Origin of the sequence: Antarcticibacterium flavum, from assembly GCF_006159205.1 — a bacterium.
GTDB classification, from domain to species: domain Bacteria; phylum Bacteroidota; class Bacteroidia; order Flavobacteriales; family Flavobacteriaceae; genus Gillisia; species Gillisia flava.
Window position 1 is genome coordinate 3,332,902 of record NZ_CP040812.1, and the last position, 26,036, is coordinate 3,358,937.

Consider the following 26,036-nt stretch of genomic DNA (forward strand, 5'->3'; position numbering starts at 1 on the left):
AAAATCTTACTTTTGAAGCATGAATAAAAAGTTATTCCTACTTCTCGTGGTGCTAATGAGTTTGTCACTTATTGGGATAATTTTCGTACAGGGATATTGGATTAAGAGCACGGTAGATGACAAGGAAGAGCAGTTTTCATATAACGCCCGGCAGGTTTTGATAAATGTTTCCAAAGAATTACAAAATCAGGAACTTGAGAATTTCTGGTTTGAATTCAACCAGGGAGACAATACAGATATCGCATTGGATGAAGTGGCGTTGATGGAATACTTTCAGCTGGATCGTGACAGGTTAAGAAATAATAATGATATAGGAGCAGAGGGGATTGTAGAAGGTGATAACAAAATTTCTTCAGATTTTCTAATATCACAAAGAGATAGTGTCGAGTTAGCAAATGTCTTAAGCCAGAATATGGGTGGTATACTCAACGGCAATAGAAATAATGGCAACTCATTAACCACAGAGGAGAAAATAGAGCAATTAATGGGGATGAACGAGATACAAAGAAATTTGTTGCGTACATATATTTCTGAGTTTACCTCCCGCATTCCTATACATAAGAGAGTTTCCAAAGAGCAAATTTCATCTTTGCTCAAGAGGGAACTGCGAAATTATAACCTGGATACCGAGTTTGAATTTGGGGTGTACAGCAATTCGCTGGCAACCAAAATTCATACAGATGATTTTTCGCTGGATTATCCTGCGACCTATTCTGTCCCGTTGTATGTGGATGCCGTAGGAAGTAGTAATTACCAGTTGCTGGTAAATTTTACCGGGAAGAAGAAGGTGGTATTATCCAGTGTAACATTAATGGCAGCCCTATCCATTATGTTCACCCTTATTATTGTAATTGCTTATTCCAGTGCCCTGTCACAATTGATCAAACAGAGACAGATCTCGCAGATCAAGACAGATTTTATCAATAATATGACGCATGAGTTCAAGACCCCAATTGCAACTATAAACCTGGCGCTTGATGCTATAAAGAACCCCAAGATCATAAATGATACCAGTAAAGTGAACCGGTACCTACAAATGATAAGGGATGAGAACAAGAGGATGAATGCACAGGTGGAGAACGTATTGCAAATATCAAAACTGGAAAAGAACGAGCTGGACCTTAAGAAAGAGCGGTTACACCTGCATGAAGTGATAGAAGAGGCGATCACTCACGTGGAGCTTATTGTAGAAGACAGAAATGGTTATATAAAAACACATTTTGGGGCATTAAAATCCTCTGTACTGGCAAATGAAAACCATATCACCAATGTGGTGGTAAACATACTTGACAACGCGATCAAGTATTCTGAAGAGGAGCCCAGGGTAGATATCTATACAGAGAATGTACGCAATTACATCGTGATGAAGGTGCGGGACCAGGGGCCCGGGATGACAAGGACCGTACAAAAGAAAATATTCGAAAAATTTTACCGTGAACATACGGGTGATATACATAATGTAAAAGGTCATGGTCTTGGCCTCGCATATGCAAAAAGAATCCTTGACGATCACCACGGGACCATTTCTGTGGAGAGTGAAAAAGGCAAGGGGAGTACGTTTATAATTAAATTACCATTAATAACTTAGAAATATGGAAACTGAAAACAAAAAGATTTTACTTGTTGAAGACGATCCAAACTTTGGAACGGTATTAAAAGATTATCTGGCGATGAATGACTATGAGGTCACCCACGCCAAGAATGGAATGGAAGGTTTTGAAAAGTTCAAAAAGGACGATTTTGACCTTTGCATCCTGGATGTTATGATGCCTTACAAGGACGGGTTCACACTCGCCAAGGAAATTCGTGACAAGAATGAGGAAATTCCTATCATCTTCCTTACAGCCAAGGCTATGAAAGAGGATGTATTAAAAGGCTACAAAGTGGGGGCCGATGATTACCTGAACAAGCCATTTGACAGTGAAGTACTGTTAATGAAGATCAAGGCCATCATGCAACGTAAGGCAACAGATAGTGTTGCAGACAGTAAGCAATTTGAATTCCAGATAGGGGATTTCCACCTGAATTCAAAACTAAGGTTCTTAACTTTTAGAGATGAGGAGCCAACCAAGCTTTCACCAAAGGAGAACGAGCTGTTGCGCTTACTGGCGTTACATGAGAATGACCTTATGCCAAGAGAGCTTGCGCTTACCAAAATATGGAGGGATGATAACTATTTCACTTCCAGAAGTATGGATGTTTATATTGCCAAGCTGCGTAAGTATCTTAAAAAAGACGAGAACGTGGAGATCCTGAACATTCACGGGGAAGGCTTCCGTTTGGTAGTTAAGAATAAAGAGACAACAGAGGCTTAGGCCTGCAGTTAATATTTTCAGTTTCTCAGGAGGCTGTATAAAGATTTTTAAGAGGCCGGTAAAACCGGGTAAGGGATAAATGCGTGGCAATAACAGCTCGCAACCCCCTCATTAACAATCTTTATACAGTTCTTTTGTGTTTAAATGTTAACAAAACTCAAACTCTATTTTATAGAATCTACACTATATTTACCGCTTAAACCCAGTTAAATGAGCGGTAACACTACCTGCACATCATCCCGCTATTTATCACCTCCCGGCTCTTTGGGAAAGGGCAGGTTGTGGGTTTTGGTGTTTGTGGTGTTCTTTTCGTTTTTCGATGTGGTGGGGCAATCACCTGGAGGTATAATTCCATCTTACGTGCATGTCGATGAGATCCCATTGCCTACCGTTACACTTACAGCCTTAAATACCGAAGATATAACGATAGCTGTCACAACTGATAGGCAGGGAAATATCTATACTCTCTCTTTTGGAAATCGAGTGGTCAAAAGATCGCCAGACGGAACTGTATTAAATACAAATTTTATAAGCGCTGGTAATCTTAATAGTCCTCTGGATATAGCAATCGATTCTGCCGGTCTTATTTATATAGCTGATTATTCTGAGACTAATTGTAATGAAAACGGAAAAATAAAAGTGTTTGATCAAAATGGTACATACCTTCCTAATCGTACCATATTCACGTCGTTTTACAGACCTCTCGGTATTGATGTTGATAATGATCAGAATATATATGTAGCTGAATACAATGCTGAAGGAAGTGGTTGTGAAGGAGATGAAATGAGCCGGATTAGTATATATGATACAAATACTAGAACGCGAATTAGGTCAACAAATAATGTAACTGTACCTCTTCGGATTGCAGTGAATTCCCAAAAGAGAATCTATGTAAGTCAGGCAGGAAATAATAACGCCAGTGTTAGAATATTTAATGAAAATTTAGTTTATCAGGCTTCATTACCTAACATTGTTTCTCCTGGAAGTGTTGTGGTTGATCATTTTGATTTTGTACATGTAATAGAATATGGAAGTAGAATCAAGTTTCAAGAATTTTTAGATTTCGAAACTCTTGATTTAGGTTCTATTTTAAGCTTAAGTGGGAAAGTATATACAGGACAGCAAAATAATGAGTTTTTTATCAAAATATATGACCAGATTGATAATAAGGTAAGGGAGATAAAAAATGAAATAGATTTTCCGTTAGATATTGCATTTAATAGTTGTGATAAAATGATCGTGAATAATGGTGAAATAAGAGGAACAACTATACCATTTTTAGGATTTGTACCTAGTGATTTTAAATTTACTCTTGAAATCTATAAAAGAACACCCTCTTTTGACTCTGAAGCTCCAGTATTTGACAACTGCCCTTCAAACATAACAGAAAAGGCTAATCCGGGAAATACTTACGCTGTTGTAAATTTCAACACTCCCACAGCGAAAGATAACTGTTCTGTAACAGTTACTCAAACCTCTGGGCTTCCTTCAGGAAGTCAGTTCCCGGTTGGTACCCATACCATTGAATTTACCGCCACAGATTTATCAGGAAACAATGTTACCTGCTCTTTCACGATTATTGTTGAACCGGCAGATGCTGGACCTGACCCATCATTTTCCTGCAGTGCGCCTTCCAATTTAATCTTGGAGCTAAATTCAAATTGTGGATACAATGTTCCAAATTACAGGTCATATATTACAAATCCCTCCGACTTTTCCAACTCCCCATATATTGTTCAGGAGGAAGAAGAAGATGGAAATAGTTTAAATATTACTCTTAATGTATACGATGGGGAGAACGGACCTTTTGTTGATAGCTGTACTTTCACGGTTGCACTTAGGGATATTACTGCACCCGTTATAGATTGCTCGGTGCCTCCTGAACTTGCTGCAAATAGTCAGGGAAAATATATTATACCAGATTTCTCTTCCAGGGTATCAGATAATTGTGATGATGATCCTGTGATCAACCAAAATCCCACAAGTGGAACTGAGGTTACCGTGGATACCGAGATCACCCTTACCGCCACAGATGCAGCGGGAAATACCAGCTCCTGCTCTTTTATGCTAATTCTTGAAGAGGCAGAGGAACAAATTAGTTTTGATGACTGCCCCTCTCCTGTAACTGCAGTCAATGATCCCAATTATTGTGGCGCTATTGTGAATTTTCCAACCCCCACGGCATCAGGAAATAGTGGAGCTGTCCAGGTAAATGTGATATCTTCCTATGGTCCCGGATTTTTCTTCCCCCTGGGAACAACGACAGTAATCTTTGAAGCTGTTGGAGCAAACGGTGCCAGAGCTACCTGTAGAGTTGATGTAATTGTTACTGATAACGAAGCCCCGGTATTTACAGATGAGTGTGAAGGCCTGGTTTATACAGCCGGATTTGAAATATCTGAAGGTTTCGAAGTTCCGAATTTTGCCCAACTTTTCAGGCCATATGATAATTGTGATAATAATATTACGATCGTTCAGGATCCACGGCCCGGTACTGTCCTTACGCAGTCGGGTACTTATCCTACAACCTTGACTGTGACAGATAATGCCGGGAATTCCTCCTCCTGCTCATTTGAAATGAGCATAATTTCAATGGATTCCTTCGATCTAATATGCTCCCGGGAGATTCGACTCCCTGCAAATGATGATTGTGAGTTTATACTTCCAGACCTTTCAGAGGAATACAATTTCTTCCCCTCGAGTGCGGTAATTTCTCAGTCTATCCCAACCGGGGAACTATTAACTGAAGATACAGAGGTGGTTATCACCGCTACTTATGACGGGGAGGAGAAGACCTGTCGAATAAATATCAAACTTGTAGATTATATATGGCCCGAGATAAGTTGTCTGCCATCTCAAAATGTCCCCTTTACTCCTTCTCAGGGGTTTGAAATCCCAAATTATGTAGATGAGATTGTCGCGACAGATAATTGTGAGGTGGTGAGTGTTATTCAGGATATTTCTCCGGGAACGATTGTAAGAGAGGATTCAATGGTGACGATCACTGCGACAGATAATTTTGGAAACACCCGGGATTGTTTCGTATATATTTACCTGCAGGACGAGCCCGATGCTCTTGAAATTACCTGTCCCCAAAATCAATTTGAAGAACCAGATGCTGCCGGTAATTTTATTCTCCCAAATTATTCTACAATGGCATCTGCCACTCCAGGAGCAGTGATTACACAATCCCCGCCGGCAGGTACTACCATAAATTCCATTAGCGAAATCACGCTGACTGCCACCTTGGATGGCGAATCTGTATCCTGTTCATTTAATGTAAGCCTACAGGAAAACACACCGCCCGTTGCCCAGCCGAACAATTACCAAACGCCGCAGAATACCGCTTTGAACGTTTCTGCATCCCAGGGAGTTCTCAATAATGATACAGATGCCGATGGGGACCCTTTGACCGCAGTCCTGGTGGATGATGTTTCCAGTGGGACATTAAATCTTAATCCAGATGGTTCCTTTTCCTATGTCCCCGATAACGGATTTACAGGCGTAGCGTTTTTTACTTATGTCGCCAATGATGGTCGGGATAATTCTAACACGGTAAGCGTGCGCATAACAGTTACAACTGCATCGGGTACCAACACCCCACCCACTGCTCAAGCAGATGCTTACGAAACTCCTGTAAATACAACTTTGAATATATCTGCCGCGCAGGGGGTTTTAAGCAATGATACAGATGTGGATGGAGATGAACTCACGGCAGTATTACTTGCAGACGTTAGTGACGGTGAACTGACTTTTAATGCAGATGGTTCATTTACTTACGTGCCGGACCAGGGATTCCTTGGGGTTGATGAGTTTGTGTATGAAGCAAGGGATGCGGGAACAACTTCCGGCTCTACCACAGTGACAATTACCGTTTTTGATGATAGTGATCCCGGCGGCGATTTTACCTGCCGCGCCAAGATAATAGTATACCTTGATGAAAACGGGGAGGTGGTAATTACTCCAAATCAACTTTACAATGGCGATGCCGGGCAACGTGTATTTAGCCTTGGCAGGGATACATTTACCTGTGAGCACCTCGGTGAAAATACCGTTGGGCTTTTCTGGACCGGGGAGGATGAAGGTAACTGCGCGGTAATAGTGGAGGTGCGGGATAATATCCGGCCGGTTGTGAACACTAATAATCTTACCGTCGCCCTTAATGAAAACGGAAGGATCTCTGTTACCCCGGCTTTGATCAACAATGGCAGCCACGATAACTGTGGTATTACCGGGTTTAGCCTTAGCAAAACCGAATTCACCTGTAAGGATCTTGGCCGTAATGAGGTGAGGTTTACAGCTACAGATGCCAGTGGGAACAGCAGCTCCCAAACGGTGACCATCAACGTAACCGGGAATTGCGACGGGGTGCCGGGAGAAGAGACAGATCATATCATTATTTATCCAAACCCAACTACAGGCCCTTTCACTATCGCAAAACCCGAAGGAGTGATCATTACGCGCATCGAGGTATTTGATTTTAGAGGTAGATTTATAATGGCCAGGGACTTTCCTGAAAATTCCGAAAGTTACACTATGGACCTTACAGGCTTACAACACGCGGTATATGTGCTGAACATAATTACTTCTGAAAGAAATATTATAAGAAGGGTAATTGTTTATTAAGGAGCGTCCTTACCTCGCGACATAACATTTCCTGAAGCCTGTCTATGAATGGGCAGATGACAATTGAACTCGTCCCTGAGCTGGTTTTAGATCTAAATTAGTTTCGGGATTGTCTAATTTTTCAGCAGAAGTTAAATACCTCCTATTCTGAAGCAGAGCCTGTTCGCTCCTTTATAAAGGAAATTATTTCCTGCGGGGGAGTTGTGTGATCAAACCATGTAATATCTTCTTCCTTTCTAAACCAGGTAAGTTGTCTTTTTGCAAAACGGCGGGTGTTCTTTTTTATCTCCTCCACGGCCTGTTCCAGGCTCATCCTTCCTTCAAAGAAAGCAAAGAGTTCCTTGTATCCTACAGTATTGAGGGCATTGAGCTTGCGTTTATTGTATAAGGCCTGAGCCTCTTCTGCCAGCCCTTCATCCATCATAGCATCTACTCTCATATTTATGCGCTCATAGATGATCTCCCTGGGAGCGGTTAGGCCAATCTTTATAGGCATAAAATCACGCGGAGCTTTGGGACGTTTTAAGAATGAAGAATAAGGCTGCCCGGTGCCAAGGGAAATCTCTAAGGCCCTTATCACCCGGTGCGGATTTTCAATATCTATTACCTCATAATGATCTGGATCCAGGAGCTGTAATTGTCTCTGCAGAGGTTGCAGGCCGGTTTCTGTCAACTGTTCGTTAAGCTCCTCGCGTATTTCAGGATTAACATCGGGGAAATTATTAAGGCCTTCGAGCAGGCTTTTTACGTACAATCCGCTGCCGCCTACCAGCACGAGAATATTGTTTTTTTGAAAAAGTTCTTCGGTAAGGGCAAGGGCTTCCCGTTCAAAATCACCTACAGAATAATCTTCCTCAATTGAAATATGCTGTATGAAATGATGAGGTGCCGCCGCCAGTTCTTCGGCCGCAGGTACTGCCGTGCCTATTTTCATTTCCCTGTAGAATTGCCTGGAGTCGGCACTAAGGATCTCAGTATTGAAAGCCCGGGCAAGTTCTATGCTTAGCGAGGTCTTTCCAATGGCTGTTGGTCCTACAATGCTTACGAGGTAATTAGTCAAGGTTCATTTTGTTTCCGCAGTTATGGCAAAATTCAGCATCATCAAGGTGCCTGCTTTCATTGCAATTTGGGCACACCTGGGTATTGGTGGGAGCAGGCCTGTTGAAGTACCTGGTATATTCTGCACTTACAATCCCGGTAGGAACTGCAATGATCCCGTAACCTGTTATCATTATAAAAGAAGCAATAGCCTGGCCCAGGGGGGTAATGGGAGCAATATCACCATAACCAACGGTTGTAAGGGTAACGATACACCAGTAAACGCTTATAGGGATATTATTAAAGCCCCCGGCTTCTCCTTCTACCAGGTGCATAAGGGTGCCCATTATAATACATATTATAAAAACGGTGAAGAGAAAAACAATTATTTTGGCCCTGCTGTTGCGTAGGGCTACCAGCAATCTATTGGATTCCCCAACGTACCGGGTGATCTTCAACACGCGAAAAACCCTTAACAAGCGAAGTGCCCTTATGGCAAATAGCAAATTGTGACCTCCAAAGATCACGGCGATGTATGTTGGTATTGTAGAGAGGAGATCGACGATCCCGTAAAAACTGAAAATGTACTTCTTCGGTTTATTTATCGCGATTATCCTTAAAATATATTCCACCGTAAAGAAGAAAGTGATAAGCCATTCAGCAATATAAAATTCCCAAAAGTATTTGGCATTGAGGTCGGCAACGCTTTCAAGCATCACAAGGATGATACTTAAAACAATGATAAACAGCAGGGCAACGTCAAAGAACTTACCCATAGGGGTATCGGCCTCATAAATGACCTCATGAAGTTTGTTTTTCCAGCGGGGAGTTGAATTTTTGCTCAAAGTAATTGCTTAGCTGTTGCTCAAAGTTACTTATTTTCCCTGATAACGATCAATGATTGTGTTTGCACTTCCACAATAGCATCAAAAAATTCTTTTAGATAGGGATAATAGCCCGATGCATAGGTTGTTTTTGGGAAACTTATACGGTAATTCACATAGACACTTTTCTCATCTTCCTGCTGCACATTAAAATTGAGGGTCCCTCCATTTTCCGGCAAACGCAGGAGTTTTTGCTGTGGCAATTCAGCCACGATATGGCCTTCAGGAATTTGTATATGCACGCTGTACGTATAGGCATCCTTGTATCCAAAGTCAATGGGATAGTGACGTTCCTTTAATTTAAACGGATTCTCATCAAAAAAGGCAAAGCTGAAAGGGTTAAGGTAAATAGCATCATTGATCATTTGTGAGCTGTTAAGAAGCTCATGCTCAATATGTAGCGCTTCTGCTATTTGTTCCTTATTTCTATGCGAGGTGCCGGCAACCCGGGTAAATTTTGCAGGGGTGGATGCCCTTCCAAAGATCTCATCGTCCTGCAGGCGTTCCAGTTTATTTCTAAGTTCCAGGGCGTGGTACCCGGTGAATATTTGCTCAGAGTGGCCAATGGCGGTACCATCAGGATTCACACTTACTGAGTCGCGGAACATTATAGTGGAATAACCTTCAGGTTCAATATCAATCCACGAACTTCCGTTCTTAAAATCCATTAACCGGGCATATTGATTAAGGCTGCGGAAGGGGAGGTGCCCAAAATCAATATTCTTCTCTGTAGCATCCAGGAAGTATTTCTCCCCATCCAATTCCAGTTGTACCATTAGATAATTGAATTCACTAAGCACCGGGTAAAGTTTGGTAAGAACCCCATTTCCCCTCGTGGATCCCAGAATGGGTAAGACCGTAAAGCCCTGCTCCTCGTAAATATTATGTAAAAGGATATTGATGGCTGAAATATTCCCGGTATTTTCCTTAATAATATCCTTCAGGTCCATTTTGCTGAAGAGCCGGTAATTCCCATTCCAGGTATAATTTTCCCTAACGAATTCAAAGATAGATTTTGCCTTCCCGAGGTCGTTAGGTCTTTGCTGAATTGCTTCGGGTAACAGGTTTTTTACAAGGGAAGTTCTTCTTAGCTGTTTTCCTATGGACTGCTCAGTCCTAAGTTCCCTGTCCACATCCTTCCAGCTTTTGGTGTATTTTTTTATACTCCCGTCAAAATGTGTGACCTCAGTAAGTTCATAATCAATGCGGGAGATGAAGTTGTGGCTTGAGGTAAGATAATCCTCTGCAATAAAAGCCGGAATATCCCGCATAGCATATTTCGATACCACACACTCTGCTATTTGGTTGGAGGATTCGGGTCGAAAACAATCCTTTTCGATCTCGCTTAGATGCGTTTCCAATTGGAGTTCCCCAACTTTTTTAATATTGTATCTAAAGTTTCCCGGGATCTTGGTTTCAAACTCACTATAGAGTTTAGGGATACCTTCCTGAAAGTACCAGCTCTCAAAATTAAACCTGAAAGGCGATTCCTTTTGATAGGAGTATACCAAAACAGCCCCCGGGGCTACCCGTGGGAAGGTGAATTTTACAAGGTCGTAATTTAAGTTTTTCTCTGTGTAAATATTTTCCGGATCCAGCTTTATGGATCGCCGCACCCCGTTTTCCATATAATAAGTGGTAGCCTCCAGGTTATGGACCTTCTCGTTGGCAGAGCTGCCTTTAAAAAGCCTTATTTCAATCTCAGATTGTTTATAACCCTCTGGATTGAGGATCTTGATCTTAGCCTCATAGTCTGTAAGCAAATGGTATTTCCCATAATCCTGAAACCTGCTAAACCCGTGTTCATAAAGGTACAGGCACCGGCGGTAGAGTCCCTGCTGTAAGTATTGGTTTGCAGGTCACCGGCAGTGACCATAAGGTTTTCATTGTTGTAATTTTCCTGTGCGGCTAGTAATGAAGTTGAAAGTGTAAAAACTAAGAGCAGTAAAAATTTATTCATGGGTTGAGAGCTGGATTATTTTTAATCTTTTATTTCTTCTTAAATAATTCTGGATAATATGCCGTGCATCGCTGTCATTCTTCATTGGAGTGATGATTGAGCGCACGATATCCAAATTATTTAATTGATAATTCAAATTAAAATAACCAATTCCCTTAAACTCTCCTTCTTCTACCAGGAGGGCGCTTTTCTCATCTACATCCCTCCCGCGGTCTATTACCAGCATATTTTGATCACGATAACTGTGTTTTTCGATCATTTCACCTATCCGCTCGTTATATTCCAAAGTAGATTCCACTCCCAGGCAGGCCCCTTTACAGGTTTTGGTGGTGTAGCTGTAACATTGCCCTTCTCCCGTATGCAAATCTGTCAACCTGTGGCATAAGTTATAGGATTCTACAATTTGTTCAAGCGTTTGCTTTGCCTGCTGCAAATTGGTAAAGGTTGTGATGTTCTTCTTCCGCTTGTCTGCCTTTCCAATCTTCAAATTAATATAGCCATTCTCATCTGTAAAATGATAAAGTGCATAGCTAAAAAGGGACCCGTTATACTTTTTATTGAACTTTGGTTTGTTCTGTTTTACCTCTTCATTTTCTTTAAGCAGGGCTATAAGTTCATTTCCTGTAGCTTCATAACTTACAGATGCCACCTCCTTTTGTACTTCCTTTGCTTTACGGTGATCATTGGTAAAGTGTTGATTTACCCTTTTTCTTATGTTCTTGCTCTTTCCTATAAAGATGATCTCCCCTTCCTCATTATGAAGATAATATACACCGGTTATAGAAGGTAGATCGTCGAGAATGCGTACCAGTTTATTGTTCATTGTAGAAACCGGCTCTGTACGTACAGACTCCTTCAGGATTTCTTTGGTAGTGTCCTTGGCAAGTAACATTTTAAAAAGTTTCACGGTAGCCTGGGCATCGCCGTTGGCCCGGTGGCGATCACTTAGCGGGATCCCGAGGGCACGCACAAGTTTTCCAAGGCTGTAGGAAGGCTGGTCTGGAATAAGCTTCTTAGAAAGTTCTACCGTACAAAGGGTTTTACGTTCGTAGTCAAAACCCAGTCGGCGAAATTCGAGCCGCAGGATCCTGTGGTCAAATTTGGCATTATGTGCAACTATGATACAATCGCTGGTAATCTCTACAATGCGTTTTGCAACCTCGTAGAATTTGGGTGCATTTCGCAGCATTTCATTATTAATACCTGTGAGCCCTACGACAAAAGGTTGTATAGGCTGTTCAGGATTTACAAGGCTAATAAACTGGTCTGTTACCTTATGCCCGTCAAACCTGTAGATGGCAATCTCTGTAACCCCTTCTTCATTATATTTTCCTCCGGTGGTTTCTATGTCCAGTATAGCGTACATTAAAAACCTCCTATCCCTTTATTGGGTAATTATAATTAATTGTAAAACTCATCATTTTTTTCTTCAACTTACTCATCATTTTTCGAACATCCAAGGCCTGGGGAGGCTATCTTTCCCCAAATATGGAACTTCCAATTCGCACCATATTGCTTCCGCATTCAATGCCTATCTTATAATCCCCACTCATTCCCATAGAAAGTTTCTCTAATTGCGGGTGGTCCTGCTTAAGGTCCTCAAAGACGTTTCTTAAATGACTGAACTCCCTTCTTACCTGTTCCATATCATCAGTAAAAGTAGCCATTCCCATCAGGCCGATTACTTTTACATTTTTAAAATTGGAAAAAGCATCAGATTCCAGGATCTCCTTTGCTTCTGCAGCATTTATGCCAAATTTTGATTCTTCCTCGGCTATTTTAATTTGTAGCAGGCAATTGATGCTTCGGTTATTCTTTTTGGCTTCCTTGTTAAGCTCCTTCAGCAGCTTTAAACTGTCCACAGCGTGAACCAGGCTTACATAAGGCGCCATGTATTTCACCTTGTTGCGCTGTACATGGCCCACCATATGCCACTCGATATCCTGCGGCAAAGCCTCCTGCTTCTCTGTCATCTCCTGGATCTTATTCTCCCCAAAGATGCGTTGACCCGCATTGTAGGCTGCGATGATATCTTCGTTTGGTTTTGTTTTGGAAATAGCTACCAGGGTAACCCCTTCGCCAAGTTCTTCTTTGAAATTTTTAATATTTGAGGCAATGTCCATCATGTAAATTTAGAAAAAAGCCTTTAAATGAGCAGGCAATTTTGTGCTTTTCAATAGATTATCTATGTATTAAAATTCATATATCGTGAGGCCGCTTCGCAACTTTGGTTCGATATAGGTGCTTTTTGGGGGCATGGTTAGTCCCTCATCTGCCACCTGTTTTATTTCATCTATAGTTATGGGCAACATCCCAAATCCCACTTTATACTTCCCGCTGTCCACCTGGGTCTTTATCTCTACAAGATCATTTTTCCCATGGATGTAAGCGATCCTGCTGTCATTACGCAGATCCTCAATTCCCAGGACAGGTTTCAGGATCTTATCATAAAGTATATAAGTATCCAGGGTACTCAGGGAATCTGTAAACTCATAGTTGGTCTTACGTAAATATAACGAGTAGAATTCTCCTTCAAGGTACATGTTAAAATGGTGCTTTTTTGACGGATAATATACTTCCTGCCCCCGGTTCTCGATCCTGAACCATTCATCAAGCTGCACCAAAAATTCTTCCTTGCTCCAGCCGTTAAGGTCTGTAATAAGTCGGCTGAATTCGTAGATCTTCAATTCGCTTTCGGGAATAAGAAAGCTCATGAAGGAATTATAAGGTTCAGTTCCTGTATGCCCGGGATTATTATCTTTAGATTCCTTTGCGAGCAAATAGGAGGAGGCGCAGCGGTGATGCCCATCGGCAATATAAAGACAGGACATTTGCTCAAATTCCCCCTGTATTGTGGCAATGGTATCTTTGTCATCGATCCTCCACAAATAATGGGTTTCTTTATTATATGTTGAAAATTCATATTCAGGACGGTTTGCCGTGGCGGTTTCAAGGATCTCCCCAATCACCGGGGAATCTGGATAGGTGAGGAGAACAGGCTCTGTATTAAAACCAACCACCTTGAGATATTCTTTAAAAAGATTCTCTCTTAACTCGATCGTATCCTCGTGTTTTCTTATGCAATTATTCTCATAATCCTCAACGCTCGCAGCGGCTATTATGCCCATGTAGGTATTGGCGCGGGTAATGATCTTATAAATGTAGTAAGCCGGCTCCTCATCTTTAAAGAAGATATTATCTTCCTTAAACTCCAGGTAACGGTTCTTCACCAGCTGAAACCTCTTGTCTCCTTTTATGCTGTGCTGAAATTTATAACCCGGATTTATAATATGCAAAAATGAAAACGGATTATACTCCAGCTGGGCAGTAAGCTCGCCGTTAGAGTAATCTTCATAAGGCCTTGAAGCCACCAGCCCCGCTTTATCGCGGGTGGGCCGTACTGCTTTGAATGGAAGGATCTTTGTCAAGGGGTGTCGGTTGTCAGTTATCGGTTGTCAGTTGTCTGTTGTCGGTTGTCGGTTGTCTGTTGTCAGTTGAGAAAAGTTGTAAGTTGTAGGTTGTAGGTTGTAGGTTGTAGGTTGTAGGTTGAAAAGTGGAGAGAGGAGAGAGGAAAGTGGAAAGTCTGGAGGTGTTAATAATTCTCTTTTCTCTGGTCTCTTCCTTTTTTCTCAATTCCTTATTTTACTATTAAATGATCTGTTTTCTCATATCTCATATCTCAATACTATGTAGTGGAGAGTGGAAATTCGGGATGTGTTATATTTAAAGCGGTAAACGGCAAACACTGAACCTTTCTAACGACTAACGACTAACGACTAACGAAAACTCCATTTAAACTCCTCCTAACTCCGTGGTTAAATAAAATTTAGCCTCGAAAGATCAATAATCTTACAACTTCGCAAGATTCCAACACCAAACACTAAACACCAAACACCAAACTCCTAACTCTACTTCCCGAACTGCGAGGAAATCTTCTCCGCTTTCCTGCTTTCAGAATAATCATAGAAACCTTCACCCGATTTCACACCTAGCTTCCCGGCCATTACCATATTGGTAAGCAGGGGAGAGGGAGCGTATTTTGGGTTTTTAAAGCCGTTGTACATCACTTCCAGTATGGAGTGACAAACATCAAGGCCAATGAAATCTGCCAGCTGTAGTGGTCCCATAGGATGCGCCATCCCCAGTTTCATCACTGTGTCGATCTCATATACTCCTGCAACCCCGTTGTAAAGGGTCTCGATAGCTTCATTGATCATAGGCATAAGGATCCTGTTGGCAACAAATCCCGGATAATCGTTTACTTCAACCGGTACTTTGTTCAATTTTTCAGAAAGTTCCATGATGGTTTTTGTCACTTTATCTGAAGTATTGTAACCTCTTATGATCTCTACCAGTTTCATCACCGGCACAGGGTTCATGAAATGCATTCCAATCACTCGCTCCGGGTTGGAAACTTCAGCAGCGATTTGCGTAATGGAAATAGAAGAGGTATTGGTCGCCAGGATGGTGTCCTCAGAACAGTTGGAATCCAGCTGCTTGAAGATCTGGAGTTTTAGCTTCACATTTTCTGTGGCGGCCTCAACTACCAGCTGCACATTCTTTACACCAGATGGGATATCTATATGAGTGGTAATATTGTCAAGAGTAGCCTTTTTATCATCTTCACTTATCTTTTCCTTTGCCACCATCCTGTCCAGGTTTTTGGAAATGGTGTCCAGCCCTTTTTGAAGGCTTTCCTTGGAAATATCTATTAGGTTCACTTTATAGCCAAACTGTGCAAAGGTGTGGGCAATCCCGTTTCCCATTGTTCCGGCTCCTATAACTGCTATTTTCTTCATTATAAACTAAATTTTTATGGCCCGGGACAGCCGGGCAGCGTGTGAATATTAAAATTAATATGATTATTTGCCAAAACTCTCTATGACCTTGTTGGCAACCCTAAGTGCCTCAGCTCCCTGCTCCAGGGTTACCACCGGCGAAGTGTTATTCTCGATAGCATAGGCAAAAGTTTCCAGCTCATCGAGGATGGCATTGTGTTCTTCCACCTTTGGATTGTCAAAATAGATCTGTTTCTTTACCCCTTCAGCATTCTGAAGGATCATCGCGAAATCATCAGGCTCCTCAGGGGCATCCTTCATCTTCACCACTTCACATTTTTTCTCAAGAAAATCAACTGAAATATACGCGTCCTTCTGAAAGAACCTTGATTTCCGCATATTTTTCAGTGAGATCCTGCTGGCAGTAAGATTGGCCACACAGCCGTTCTCAAACTCGATCCTGGCATTGGCAATATCTGGCGTGTCACTTATGACCGAAACTCCGCTCGCATTGATGCTTTTTACCTTGGAATCTACCACGCTCAGGATCACATCGATGTCGTGGATCATAAGGTCCAGCACCACAGGAACATCTGTCCCGCGGGGGTTGAACTCTGCCAAACGGTGGGTTTCGATAAACATGGGGAACTCAATTTTATCCTTTACAGCTATAAATGCCGGGTTGAACCTTTCCACATGCCCAACCTGGCCTTTAACCTTATGGGTTTTTGCCAGGCTTATGAGTTCCTCGGCTTCCAAAAAAGTGGAGGTCACCGGTTTCTCTATAAATAAATGTTTCCCTGCGGAAAGGACCTTCTTTGCGACTTCATAGTGAGAAACGGTAGGGGTTACCACATCTACCATGTCCACTGCTTTGATCAATTCTTCTGAAGTATGGAAGCGTTTATAGCCAAATTCCTTTTCAATTTGAGAGGCAACCTCTTCGTTGCCATCATAAAATCCAATAAGGTCGTATTTCGAAGATTGTTGGAGCAGCCTTAGATGAATTTTTCCAAGATGACCTGCGCCAATTACACCGGCTTTGAGCATTCTGTATCGTTTTCAACAAAAATAGCATTTCTTAAGCTAAAGCCAATATCATTTTAATTCTAAATGGTTTAGGTCAATCGTTAAATAAAAACTAAAAGTTCCCTTGAAGCCTTGGATTTCTTTGAGTAATTTTGTGTTCTCAAAGAAAAATCAAAGGTGCTTAAGGATACGTTCAAACATAAAGGAAAAAGACAGCAACTTGCAGCCCTGGTGGAAGCAAAGGGCGTAAGGGATAAAAAGGTCCTGGAGGCCATAAAAACCATCCCGCGTCATCTTTTTATGGATAGCAGTTTTGAGGACCACGCGTACCAGGATAAGGCTTTTCCCATCGCGGCAGACCAAACTATCTCGCAGCCCTATACCGTAGCCTTTCAAACAGAACTGCTGGAGATCAAAAAGGGCGATAAAGTCCTTGAGATTGGAACAGGCAGCGGCTATCAAACTGCAGTATTATGTGAACTTGGGGCCAAAGTATACAGTATTGAGCGGCAGCAGGAACTCTATAAGAAAACAAAAGCCTTTCTTTCAAAAATTGGTTACAGGCCAAAACATCTTAGCTTTGGTGATGGTTACAAAGGCCTTCCCGAATATGCTCCTTACGACAAGATCATCGTCACCGCCGGTGCACCCTTTGTTCCTAACCCATTGCTTAGTCAGCTTAAAGTTGGCGGCAGGCTGGTAATTCCCGTTGGTGAAGACACGCAGGTAATGACCCTGTTCATAAGAAAATCTGAAAAGGAATTTGAAAAGCGCGAGTATGGGGATTTTAGGTTCGTGCCGTTGCTGGAGGATAAGAATTAGTCGTTAGTCGTTAGAGAGGATTGTTGGCTTTTGCACTAGTATAGTAGGGATGTGTAGCGGTATCTGCCACTGTTTGATTACACGGATTTAAGCGGATTACAAGGAGCAACTTACTAAGGTTTAAAGCGTCTAAGTAAGAATGTTTGGAGTTCTTAAAGGGCTTCTACTTTCGCAGATGCTCAAAGTAAGCGAGTACAATCATACCCCGCGCGGGATCCTGAGTCGCGCGAAAAGCGCTCCGCAGGATGACAAAAAATGGGATAATACTTTCCTTGTCATCCTGAGCGCAGTGAAGGATCTCAACTCCCGGTGCAGTGAGAAAAGACAGCTACTAGCAAATAAAGCAATTCCCGCTTCTCACTCAAACCGCAAATTCGCTTCTCCTTCCGCAGACCTTATAGAAAACTAGGAACGCTTCTACCCCGCCAGAGATCCTTAGTCGCGCGAAAAAGCGCTCCGAAGGATGACAAAAATGGTGGGAATATTTGCCCATCGCCCTCCCCCTTTAGGGGATACAGGGGTCCTGGAAAAATGGCCAATCTCACCTTAAATCCCTATGAGGTTGCATCTAAGTAAGAATGTTTGGTCTTCTACTTCCGCAGACGCTCAAAATAAAGCGTGTATAATCATCCACCGCCCGGGATCCTTAGTCGCGCGAAAAGGCGCTCCGCAGGATGACAAGAATGGAGGGTGTGTCACCAACAATACTTTTGTCATCCTGAGCGCAGTGAAGGATCTCAACTCCCGGTGCAGTGGGAAAGGACAGCTGTTAGCACATAAAGCAATTCCCGCTCCTCACTCAAATCGCAAATTCGCTTCCCCTCTCGCAGGCGTTATAGAAAACTAAGTACGCTTCTTCCCCGCCAGAGATCCTTAGTCGCGCCAAAAAGCGCTCCGCAGGATGACAAAAATGGAAGGAATATCTGCCCAGCGCCCTCCCCTTTAGGGGATACAGGGGTCGTGGAAAAATGGCCAATCTCACCTTAAACTTCTAACGACTAACGACTAACGACCAAGGACTATTTCTCCGCGTAATCCGCTAAGATCCGCGTTATCCAAAACTCCCAAAACCAACCCCAAACAGTACATATCTGGCCCTAAACGTTGCAGACACTTCCTACCCACTACTCAAGGATCCCAAGAAACTTCAACCCAAAAATAAACGCTCCTTCCCGGTTCCCCTCAAATTCAGAAACTACATAATCCAGGCGCAGGAGGCGGTATTTGCCGAAGCCCAGATTGTCGATGCCTACAGAATACTCTGCGTAGGGTTTGTTGGTTTCTGTGGCGAGAAAGTGGGCGCCAAGGATGAGGTTGTAGTTAAGCCTGTTTATCCCGGGGATCTTGCCCAGGATCCAACCCTTGAAATCCTGCTCGGCATGTGCCTCAAAGTAATTGCCGTTGGTGCTCAGGGCATAGTAGGGGAGCAGGTGGAATTCATTGATGTAGCTGCCATTCCCCACCCGGGTTTGGTTGCCGTTGAAGTGCTGATAGTCTAAATAAGCTATGTCATTTCCGCTTAAAAATGTGCCTCCCTTCAAATTATATTTAAAGGTCCCTTTGTTGCCAAGGCTCACATCCTGCCGCAATGCCGCCCGCACCTGGTCAAAATTGTAGTTATCCACACTCGCCCCAAATCCTTTTTCATAAGCCAGGTACAGCGTGGGATATTTATTGGAAGGGATGTTGAATTTCCCATCGGGGTAACTCATGTATTTCTGCCCAAAATTGATCTGTCCGGTGAAATTAAATTTGAAGATATCGTGGTCAACGAAGGCTGCCGACCCATAATTATCCGGCTGCAATGGGTTGTTGGAGGTGTATTCCACATTCTCCCGGTTGCGCCAGGCCTGATTGGTAGTATTAAAAAGCGGCAAGCGCTGCTGGTAGCTAAGATCTGTGAACACCCTGAACCCGTTAAAAAGCTCCTGCTGCCAGGCAACTTCAGCAAATCTGCGCTCGTAGAGTTTCAAATAATTTCGCTGAAACAGCAGACTAGTAATGTCGTTCAGCCTTTCAGAAATAGGAATAGTATTGTTGATCTGCGCTGCTTCAACTCCGCCGGAAGCCGTGAGAATAGGCTTCGAAATATTATTGAATTTCTTCTGAAAACCACCTGTTATCCGCAGCCTTTCATCGCTGAAACCGTAGTTGATGTTGCTGAAGGCCCTCCAGTATTTTCCGAAGCTGTCATCCTGGTTTTTTCTGAAGCTTATATCCACTTCAGAATTCCAGCCCTGCACCGTATTGAAATGTGTGCCGAAGAGGGGAGAGCTTATATTGAAATATTCCTTTTCATAGGAGTTGCTGTGACTATAGCCAAACAGCAAATCGCCCAATCCCAACTTATTCCTCACCGCATCCACCGAATCCAGATAGACTTTAGAATTTCGCTTTTCCTGAATGCTATCTTTGCGTACGTAATCTGTGATCTCCTCTGCAGTTAGCGGCACGGGGCGAACGGTTTGCCAGTAGAGGGAATCTTTTTTGTTGGCAGCTTCAGCAAAGGACAATACCTCACGGGAGAAGGTATTTTTTAGTTGCGGACTAAAATCGTAATTGCTGTAAACCGCGGTAAACCTTCCGTCGCCGGAAATGCCGAACATATCAAAACTAAAGTCTACTGTTTGAGAGATCTTGACCCAAAAGCCGTAATCTTCAGAATATTTAAAATTTTGTCTAAAAGTGAGTACTTCTATTGGCGGAAACTGTATGGCTTCCCCGGTGGTGTTTAACTCCACCCCATAGATCTCCCAGCTGTCCTCGATAATATAAATAGATCCGTAAAAAACCTTGTCTTTTGGCCGCTTTGGGGTTACTTCGATCTTATTGATGAGGTTCCCGGTGTCATCATAAAAGGCACCTTCGAGCTTGTAATTGTAATAATTGAAGGCATAGTCGGCCACCGGGGATACGATCTTTGCGTTGAGGTCTATGGTGTTGTTGTAAAAACTGAAATTTGATTCCTGTGCAGAATTTAAGCTGAAACCATTGTCATTACCGCTCACTTTGGAGGCGATGATCTTCTCCTTAAAACTGTCCGGAGCGCGGTATGCGATTTCTGAAATGGTCTCGCTGAGATAGATGATCCCGCTTCGGGTGGAATCCAGGTTTCCTCCCAGGTCGCCTATTTCCTGCCCCAGGATCCTCTCTGGCACATTTTCCATTCGCCATAGGCCACGGGAATAATAGTCGGCAGTGTATTCCTTGATCCTTGCCAGGTTCGCCTGTCTCGCCGCAATGGCATTGCGCATGATCTTATTGGCAGGATTCTCTCCGGAATTAACCGTTACCTCGTCCAGGCTGGTAGTTTCTGCTTTTAAACTAATGTCCAGCCGGAAAGGAAAGTTTTGAACATCTACCTTTTTCCGAAGTGTTTCAAACCCCAGGAACTGGAATACCAGGTCATAAGTACCGGGAGTGCTTATCTTTAGTTCGTAATCCCCCTCCTCATTGGTAGTTGTGCCCCTGGTCCCATCGGCAGTGTAAATATTTACATAGGGGAGCGGCAGATTTTCCTCATCTGTCACGGTGCCTGTAATTTGCGCGAACAGGGCAGGAGAGAATAACAAAAAAATGTAGAATAATGGGAATTTACCTGTCATTGAGAGGAGGATTTTACTGCCTTTCCAGACGCAGGCTTTAATTATAATCTTTTTTGATACGGTCCAGCCTTCTTTTGCTCTCACGGTCCTTGATGGTTTCCCGCTTGTCATAAAGCTTTTTACCCTTGGCAAGCGCGATTTGCATCTTAGCAAGCCCTCTGTCATTGATGAACAATCGTAGCGGAATGATGGTGAGTCCGCTATTCTTCACTTCCTTCTCCAGCTTTCTCAATTCTTGTCTGTTAAGCAACAGTTTGCGCTCACTTTTAGGATTATGGTTAAAATGGGTGGCGTGAGAGTACTCCTCAACATGCATATTGATCACGAAAAGTTCGTTGTTTTGAAATTCACAAAAACTTTCAGCAATGGAAGCCTTTCCTTCCCGTATCGCCTTAATCTCTGTTCCTGCAAGCATGATCCCCGCGATATACTTATCCAGGATCTCATATTCAAATTTCGCCTTTCGGTTCTTTATGTTGATGTTATTCTTCATAGGTGAACAAAAATAACAAGCTTTATTGGGATTATACTATAATGAAGTTGTAATTTTTAAATGCTTCAGGAAGGTTTTGAGCCGGAGCAGCCAATTCCGCCGGGAGGATCCCGCGGCCGGTTCATTTAATTTCTCCCATTGGTGGAGAAATCTAAAAATCTGAAACCCCTTTTTCCTTTTCCCTCTTCCGCTCTATGTACCTCCTGCGAAAATTCCGGTTTTTGCGTTCCTTCCGGTTTTTTCGGGCTTTCGACGAATTCCAGAAGAAATAAAGCAGGGCTATCGCAATAAGCGCAATGTAGATCCAGGTCTCACTATCAAAATTGGTCATTTTGAACTGAATTTTTTACAAGATAGGGAAAAAATAGTCGTTAGTCGTTAGTCACTGGCGTCCGGTAAACCAAATTAAATCCTACCTTAATACCATGGAAAAAGGGAGTCCTCGTTTTCGACCGCAGACTCCCTTTAAAGGTTCCACTTAAAGCGGACATTATGGACAAAATTACAAGAAATTCTGGAATGCCGGTTCTCGGACAGCTGTTATCTTTTATTCCCCGAAGCAATTTTAACCGTTTAGTTGGCCAATTAGGTACAGATCGCTATACCAAACGATTTACATCCTGGGATCACCTGGTCTGTATGTTGTTTGCGGTTATTGAGAATGTTGGCGGATTACGTGAGTTATGCTCTGGTTTAGCAGCACATAATCAAAGTTTAAAACATTTAGGAATGAGTTCTATGCCATGCAGAAGCACCGTGAGTGATGCTAATATGCGCCGGTGTTCTGAGTTGTTTGAAAAAACCTTTATAAGCATATATAAGCAGCACTATCGTTTTTTCTCGGACAGCAGTATACCTAAAAATGAAAAATGGCTCTCCAGGCTGTTTTTGGTTGACTCTACCACTGTTACGTTATTCAAGAATATAATGAAGGCCTGTGGTAATGCTATGGCTAACGGGAGGCGTAAGGGAGGAGTTAAAATACATACTGGAATGTGGCTAAAAGAACAAGTTCCTTCTTTAATAATGATTACTAAAGCAGCGGAAAATGATAAAAATTTTATGCCCCGATTTAAAAAACTTCCTGCACAGACCATTGTAGTTTTTGATAAGGCATACTTAAATTTTGGTTTATTTATTCATTGGAGTAAAAACGATGTCAGTTTTGTAAGCCGACTGCACAAAAGATGCAAAGTAACTTGGGGGAATTATAACCTCTTAACTAAGGAGGATGAGCAATATGGCATATTGGAAGACTGTAGAGCAGAATTAGGGCATAGCCAGCAAAAACAAAAAGTAAAATGCCGCATTATAAAGTTTTATGATCACAAAGATCAACGGGAAATTGAATTTATTACCAATGATATGCAGCTGCCTGCTTGCACAATTGCAGAAATATACAAGCAGCGATGGCAAATTGAGCTTTTATTTAAAAGGCTCAAGCAAAACCTTAAGATCACCAGCTTTATTGGCGATAATGAGAATGCAATACGAATTCAAATCTGGTGTGCACTTATAGCGGATTTACTGGTCCAAATAGCTCGAAAAGGGTCTCGACGTTGCAGATTATCTTATTCGGTGATTTGCGGGCTATTTAGACTTCATTTAATGAATTATGTGAGAGTTACAGACTTACTTTTAAAATCAGCAGATCCTAACATTTATCCTAAAAATATACAGCTTGCACCTAACCTTTTTGACATAGGACCCCCATAGATTGAAAATAAAAATCGAAGTGAGGTAGAATCAAGGTTTATTAAGATTAAAACAAGAAATACTATTTTTACCGGACGCCAGTGAGTCGTTAGTCTTTAGTCGTTAGAAAAAGTGGACAGAGGAGAGAGGGCAGAGGGCAGAGGAAAAAAGTGTTAACTTGTATAGTGGCCTGCGGTTTTTAGCGTTTTCGGTTTTCGGTTTTCCGTTTGGGTTTTTTTAAATCATTTAGGCTTACGTTTGGTGATGGAGAAAGCGGGTAGAAGACGGAGGTAGTCGTTAGTAATTAAACTTTAAAGGAGCAGAAGTGAAACTGTCCATTTTTTTCAAAACCCCTTGTATCCCCTAAAGGGGGAGGACGCTTTATTGAGGAATGGTAGTAAAGGATTCAGTGGTGCTCGCCTTGGGATAGAGTGTTAGTGGTAGACAGCAAAACTCCGTGCAACTCTTTTATTCACTCCCCCCAACTCCGTGGTTAAAAAAACGTGATTTAAAATAAATCGTGAAAACAGAAGTCTCTATTCTCTTCTCTCTATTCTTTTTTCTCTTCTGAAGAATCTTGTTTCTTGATTCCAAACCTGGATTATGAAGGTTAGTTCCTAACCCCCATCTCCACTTTCCGTCTCTCATCACTCTCAATAACTCCATCTCTAAGCCGAATGATCCTGTGTGCGTGGAGGGCGATATCTTCTTCGTGAGTTACGAGGATCACGGTGTTTCCAGCAGCGTGAATATCATCGAAGAGGTGCATTATCTCTACAGATGTTTTGGAGTCCAGGTTTCCCGTGGGCTCATCGGCCAGAATGATAGACGGATTGTTAACCAGCGCTCTTCCCACCGCAACCCGCTGCCGTTGACCTCCGGATAGCTGATTGGGCTTGTGGTCCATCCTGTCGGCAAGGCCAACATCTGTAAGTACCTGTTTTGCACGTTCTGTACGGGCAGCTTTGGAAGCCCCGGCGTATACCATTGGCAGGGCAACATTCTCGAGAGCTGTGGTTCTTGGTAACAAGTTGAAGGTCTGGAAAACAAAGCCAATCTCGGTATTGCGAATTTCAGCCAGGTCATCATCTGTCATCTTGCTCACATCCTTTCCGTTAAGGATGTAGGAGCCCGAGGTTGGCGTGTCCAGGCAGCCGAGCAAGTTCATGAGAGTGGACTTCCCCGAGCCCGAAGGGCCCATGAACGCTACATATTCGCCGCGTTCTATTTCAAGATTAATACCCTTAAGGACTTTGATTATTTCATGTCCCAGGGGGAAGTCCCGGGTGATATTCTGTAATTCTATAACCTTGCTCATATGCTGCTTTTCAAAATAGGTGTCACGAATAGGACGCTGTTTTGCTGTGGATGTTACAATCTAATGATAAAATGCTCTTTTTCCTGTTCTTTTCTGAAGAAAACAATCCCCCAGAAAAAGCTGTCAATGCTCACCCGCACCCGTGGATGCCCCTTTATCTCCGCCCAGGCCTCTTCCATTCCTTTCGACCAGTGAATATCATCAAATATAAAAACCGAATCATTGTGAGCCAGCGGCAGGAGTTGTTCAAAGTACTTTAAGGTTGCTTCTTTGGAGTGGTTGCCGTCGAAGTAGATGAGGTCAGTTGTGGGTTGTCGGTTGTCGGTTGTCGGTTGTCGGTTGTCAGTTGTAGGTTGTAGGTTGTAGGTTGTAGGTTGTAAGTTGTGACTCGCTTCGCTCGTGTTTATTGTTTCGTGTTTGGAGTTTGGTGTTTGCTCGCTGGACTCGCGTTTGTGGTTTGGTGTTTGTTGTTTGGTGTTTAGTGTTGGAATGCTCGCTTCGCTCGTGTTAGATGTTTGTTGTTTTTTGTTTGGTCCTGGGTTGCTCGCTTCGCTCCGGCTGGGGTCTTGGAATTTGGAATTTTGAATTTGGAATTTTTTCTGCTCCCCCTTTGGGGGCTGAGGGGCTTTTCCACTCAAGATCTCCTCAAAACTCCCAACTTCCAGCCTAATATTCTCCAACCCAAACCTCTCAAAATACTCCCCCGCCACCTTTGCCGTTTCCGGGCAGCCTTCGATGGTGGTGAGTTTAACATCATTTCCCGTTGCGATGGCTGCGGAAGAGATTCCTACGGAAGTTCCCAGTTCCAGGGCGGATTTTATTTCCAGGTAGGAAATCAGCTTATTTAGCAGCACCGCCCTCTTTTTCGAGATCCCGGCATTTTTGGCAATAGCTGAAATTTTTCTTTTATCGCTTTTAAACACCCTGCTCCCCGCACCGAAGTCGGTCACCTTTATTTCCCTGTCATCCTGCAGCAAAACCTGTCGGTATTCCAGGACTTTTTGATGTGCCGGTTTTTTTTCCTTTTTGTAAAGACATTCTGTGAGTAATCTGTATACAAAAGGCGAATGCACCCCGTGTTCGTTTTTGGAATGCCAGAGGAATTTTATGTAGGCCAGGATTTGGTGCACTTGAATAGTTCAATTTCTATGGGGTAAAAATAGGGAAAAAAGATTGCTGTGGTGTTAAATCTGGCGCAGGTGATGGAGTGAAGGAGTGATGCGGGGCTGGGATAATGGGCTGATGTGGCTGTTGGTTATCTGCCTTAATAGATTTTCTCTGAGTGATATTATGGGGAATTACAATTTAAAGGATCAGCTTGTTTAGCATTTTCTCTAAAGTAGAAAAATTAGTCTATCTAAGAAAACCTCACAGGTTTCAAAAACTTGTGAGGTTTGAGCGTGGGAGAGAAGATTATCACTCTCATTTAGAAGATTTTGGTTCGTTGAATTTATATAGGAATGTTTCCAAAGG

At 42.6% G+C, this 26,036-nt stretch carries 20 protein-coding genes; 6 read left to right on the top strand and 14 right to left on the bottom strand.

Going from position 1 to position 26,036, the window contains the following annotated elements:
* The first annotated feature begins 19 nt into the window (after positions 1 to 19).
* The 3 genes from FHG64_RS14515 (at position 20) to FHG64_RS14525 (ending at position 6,941) form a co-directional block, all read left to right on the top strand.
* The gene (locus FHG64_RS14515) at positions 20 to 1,588 is read left to right on the top strand and encodes a sensor histidine kinase (RefSeq protein ID WP_139067088.1); all 1,569 of its coding nucleotides are present in this window, start codon (positions 20 to 22) and stop codon (positions 1,586 to 1,588) included.
* Positions 1,589 to 1,592: 4 nt separating this feature from the next.
* The gene (locus tag FHG64_RS14520; RefSeq protein WP_139067089.1) at positions 1,593 to 2,315 is read left to right on the top strand and encodes a response regulator transcription factor; all 723 of its coding nucleotides are present in this window, start codon (positions 1,593 to 1,595) and stop codon (positions 2,313 to 2,315) included.
* A gap of 210 nt (positions 2,316 to 2,525) precedes the next feature.
* Positions 2,526 to 6,941: an HYR domain-containing protein gene (locus tag FHG64_RS14525; RefSeq protein ID WP_139067090.1), complete on the top strand. Its 4,416-nt coding sequence runs from the start codon at positions 2,526 to 2,528 to the stop codon at positions 6,939 to 6,941.
* A 142-nt stretch (positions 6,942 to 7,083) separates the two neighbouring features.
* On the opposite strand, the gene miaA is transcribed toward FHG64_RS14525, so the two are convergent.
* The 9 genes from miaA to FHG64_RS14570 all read right to left on the bottom strand — a co-directional run bounded on the left by miaA (position 7,084) and on the right by FHG64_RS14570 (position 16,651).
* Entirely contained in the window at positions 7,084 to 8,001 is a 918-nt protein-coding gene (gene miaA / locus FHG64_RS14530; protein ID WP_139067091.1) for a tRNA (adenosine(37)-N6)-dimethylallyltransferase MiaA, read from the bottom strand.
* The gene (locus FHG64_RS14535) at positions 7,994 to 8,824 is read right to left on the bottom strand and encodes an ion transporter (protein WP_394344187.1); all 831 of its coding nucleotides are present in this window, start codon (positions 8,822 to 8,824) and stop codon (positions 7,994 to 7,996) included. The genes miaA and FHG64_RS14535 overlap by 8 nt, the downstream gene beginning before the upstream one ends.
* Before the next feature lie 26 nt (positions 8,825 to 8,850).
* A complete protein-coding gene (locus FHG64_RS14540; protein WP_168191369.1) occupies positions 8,851 to 10,626 on the bottom strand; it encodes a DUF3857 domain-containing protein in 1,776 nt (591 codons plus the stop codon).
* Positions 10,554 to 10,823 carry a hypothetical protein gene (locus FHG64_RS19240; RefSeq protein ID WP_168191370.1) on the bottom strand — a complete coding sequence of 90 codons (270 nt, stop codon included), beginning with the start codon at positions 10,821 to 10,823 and terminating at the stop codon, positions 10,554 to 10,556. The genes FHG64_RS14540 and FHG64_RS19240 overlap by 73 nt, the downstream gene beginning before the upstream one ends.
* Positions 10,816 to 12,189: an exonuclease domain-containing protein gene (locus tag FHG64_RS14545; protein ID WP_139067093.1), complete on the bottom strand. Its 1,374-nt coding sequence runs from the start codon at positions 12,187 to 12,189 to the stop codon at positions 10,816 to 10,818. The genes FHG64_RS19240 and FHG64_RS14545 overlap by 8 nt, the downstream gene beginning before the upstream one ends.
* Before the next feature lie 106 nt (positions 12,190 to 12,295).
* Positions 12,296 to 12,946 carry a YggS family pyridoxal phosphate-dependent enzyme gene (locus FHG64_RS14550; RefSeq protein ID WP_139067988.1) on the bottom strand — a complete coding sequence of 217 codons (651 nt, stop codon included), beginning with the start codon at positions 12,944 to 12,946 and terminating at the stop codon, positions 12,296 to 12,298.
* A 69-nt stretch (positions 12,947 to 13,015) separates the two neighbouring features.
* Positions 13,016 to 14,251, bottom strand: a complete 1,236-nt coding sequence (locus FHG64_RS14555; RefSeq protein ID WP_139067094.1) for a DUF1015 domain-containing protein — start codon at positions 14,249 to 14,251, stop codon at positions 13,016 to 13,018.
* Positions 14,252 to 14,731: 480 nt separating this feature from the next.
* Complete coding sequence (locus FHG64_RS14565) at positions 14,732 to 15,622, bottom strand: 3-hydroxyacyl-CoA dehydrogenase family protein (protein WP_139067095.1); 891 nt, start codon at positions 15,620 to 15,622, stop codon at positions 14,732 to 14,734.
* A 63-nt stretch (positions 15,623 to 15,685) separates the two neighbouring features.
* Positions 15,686 to 16,651 (bottom strand): Gfo/Idh/MocA family protein, encoded by a 966-nt coding sequence (locus FHG64_RS14570; protein ID WP_139067096.1) that lies wholly within the window; start codon positions 16,649 to 16,651, stop codon positions 15,686 to 15,688.
* Between the two features lie 156 nt (positions 16,652 to 16,807).
* Here FHG64_RS14570 and FHG64_RS14575 point away from each other — a divergent pair, with 156 nt between their 5' ends.
* Both FHG64_RS14575 and FHG64_RS14580 read left to right on the top strand, forming a co-directional pair.
* A complete protein-coding gene (locus FHG64_RS14575; RefSeq protein ID WP_139067097.1) occupies positions 16,808 to 17,452 on the top strand; it encodes a protein-L-isoaspartate(D-aspartate) O-methyltransferase in 645 nt (214 codons plus the stop codon).
* A 175-nt stretch (positions 17,453 to 17,627) separates the two neighbouring features.
* On the top strand, positions 17,628 to 17,861 hold the full coding sequence (locus FHG64_RS14580) for a hypothetical protein (RefSeq protein ID WP_168191371.1): 234 nt from the start codon (positions 17,628 to 17,630) through the stop codon (positions 17,859 to 17,861).
* Positions 17,862 to 18,576: 715 nt separating this feature from the next.
* Here FHG64_RS14580 and FHG64_RS14585 read toward each other — a convergent pair.
* The 3 genes from FHG64_RS14585 to FHG64_RS14595 all read right to left on the bottom strand — a co-directional run bounded on the left by FHG64_RS14585 (position 18,577) and on the right by FHG64_RS14595 (position 21,881).
* A complete protein-coding gene (locus FHG64_RS14585; protein WP_139067099.1) occupies positions 18,577 to 21,057 on the bottom strand; it encodes a DUF5686 and carboxypeptidase regulatory-like domain-containing protein in 2,481 nt (826 codons plus the stop codon).
* A 37-nt stretch (positions 21,058 to 21,094) separates the two neighbouring features.
* Positions 21,095 to 21,550, bottom strand: coding sequence for an SsrA-binding protein SmpB (smpB, locus tag FHG64_RS14590; RefSeq protein WP_139067100.1), 456 nt, complete (start codon positions 21,548 to 21,550; stop codon positions 21,095 to 21,097).
* A 151-nt stretch (positions 21,551 to 21,701) separates the two neighbouring features.
* Positions 21,702 to 21,881 carry a hypothetical protein gene (locus FHG64_RS14595; RefSeq protein ID WP_139067101.1) on the bottom strand — a complete coding sequence of 60 codons (180 nt, stop codon included), beginning with the start codon at positions 21,879 to 21,881 and terminating at the stop codon, positions 21,702 to 21,704.
* Between the two features lie 161 nt (positions 21,882 to 22,042).
* Between FHG64_RS14595 and FHG64_RS14600 the strand changes: the two genes are divergently transcribed.
* Positions 22,043 to 23,266 carry an IS4 family transposase gene (locus FHG64_RS14600; protein WP_139065037.1) on the top strand — a complete coding sequence of 408 codons (1,224 nt, stop codon included), beginning with the start codon at positions 22,043 to 22,045 and terminating at the stop codon, positions 23,264 to 23,266.
* Between the two features lie 589 nt (positions 23,267 to 23,855).
* On the opposite strand, the gene FHG64_RS14605 is transcribed toward FHG64_RS14600, so the two are convergent.
* Together FHG64_RS14605 and FHG64_RS19635 are read right to left on the bottom strand one after the other, a co-directional pair.
* Entirely contained in the window at positions 23,856 to 24,563 is a 708-nt protein-coding gene (locus tag FHG64_RS14605; protein ID WP_139067102.1) for an ABC transporter ATP-binding protein, read from the bottom strand.
* A gap of 53 nt (positions 24,564 to 24,616) precedes the next feature.
* On the bottom strand, positions 24,617 to 25,540 hold the full coding sequence (locus tag FHG64_RS19635; RefSeq protein ID WP_246054121.1) for an O-methyltransferase: 924 nt from the start codon (positions 25,538 to 25,540) through the stop codon (positions 24,617 to 24,619).
* Positions 25,541 to 26,036: the final 496 nt, after the last annotated feature.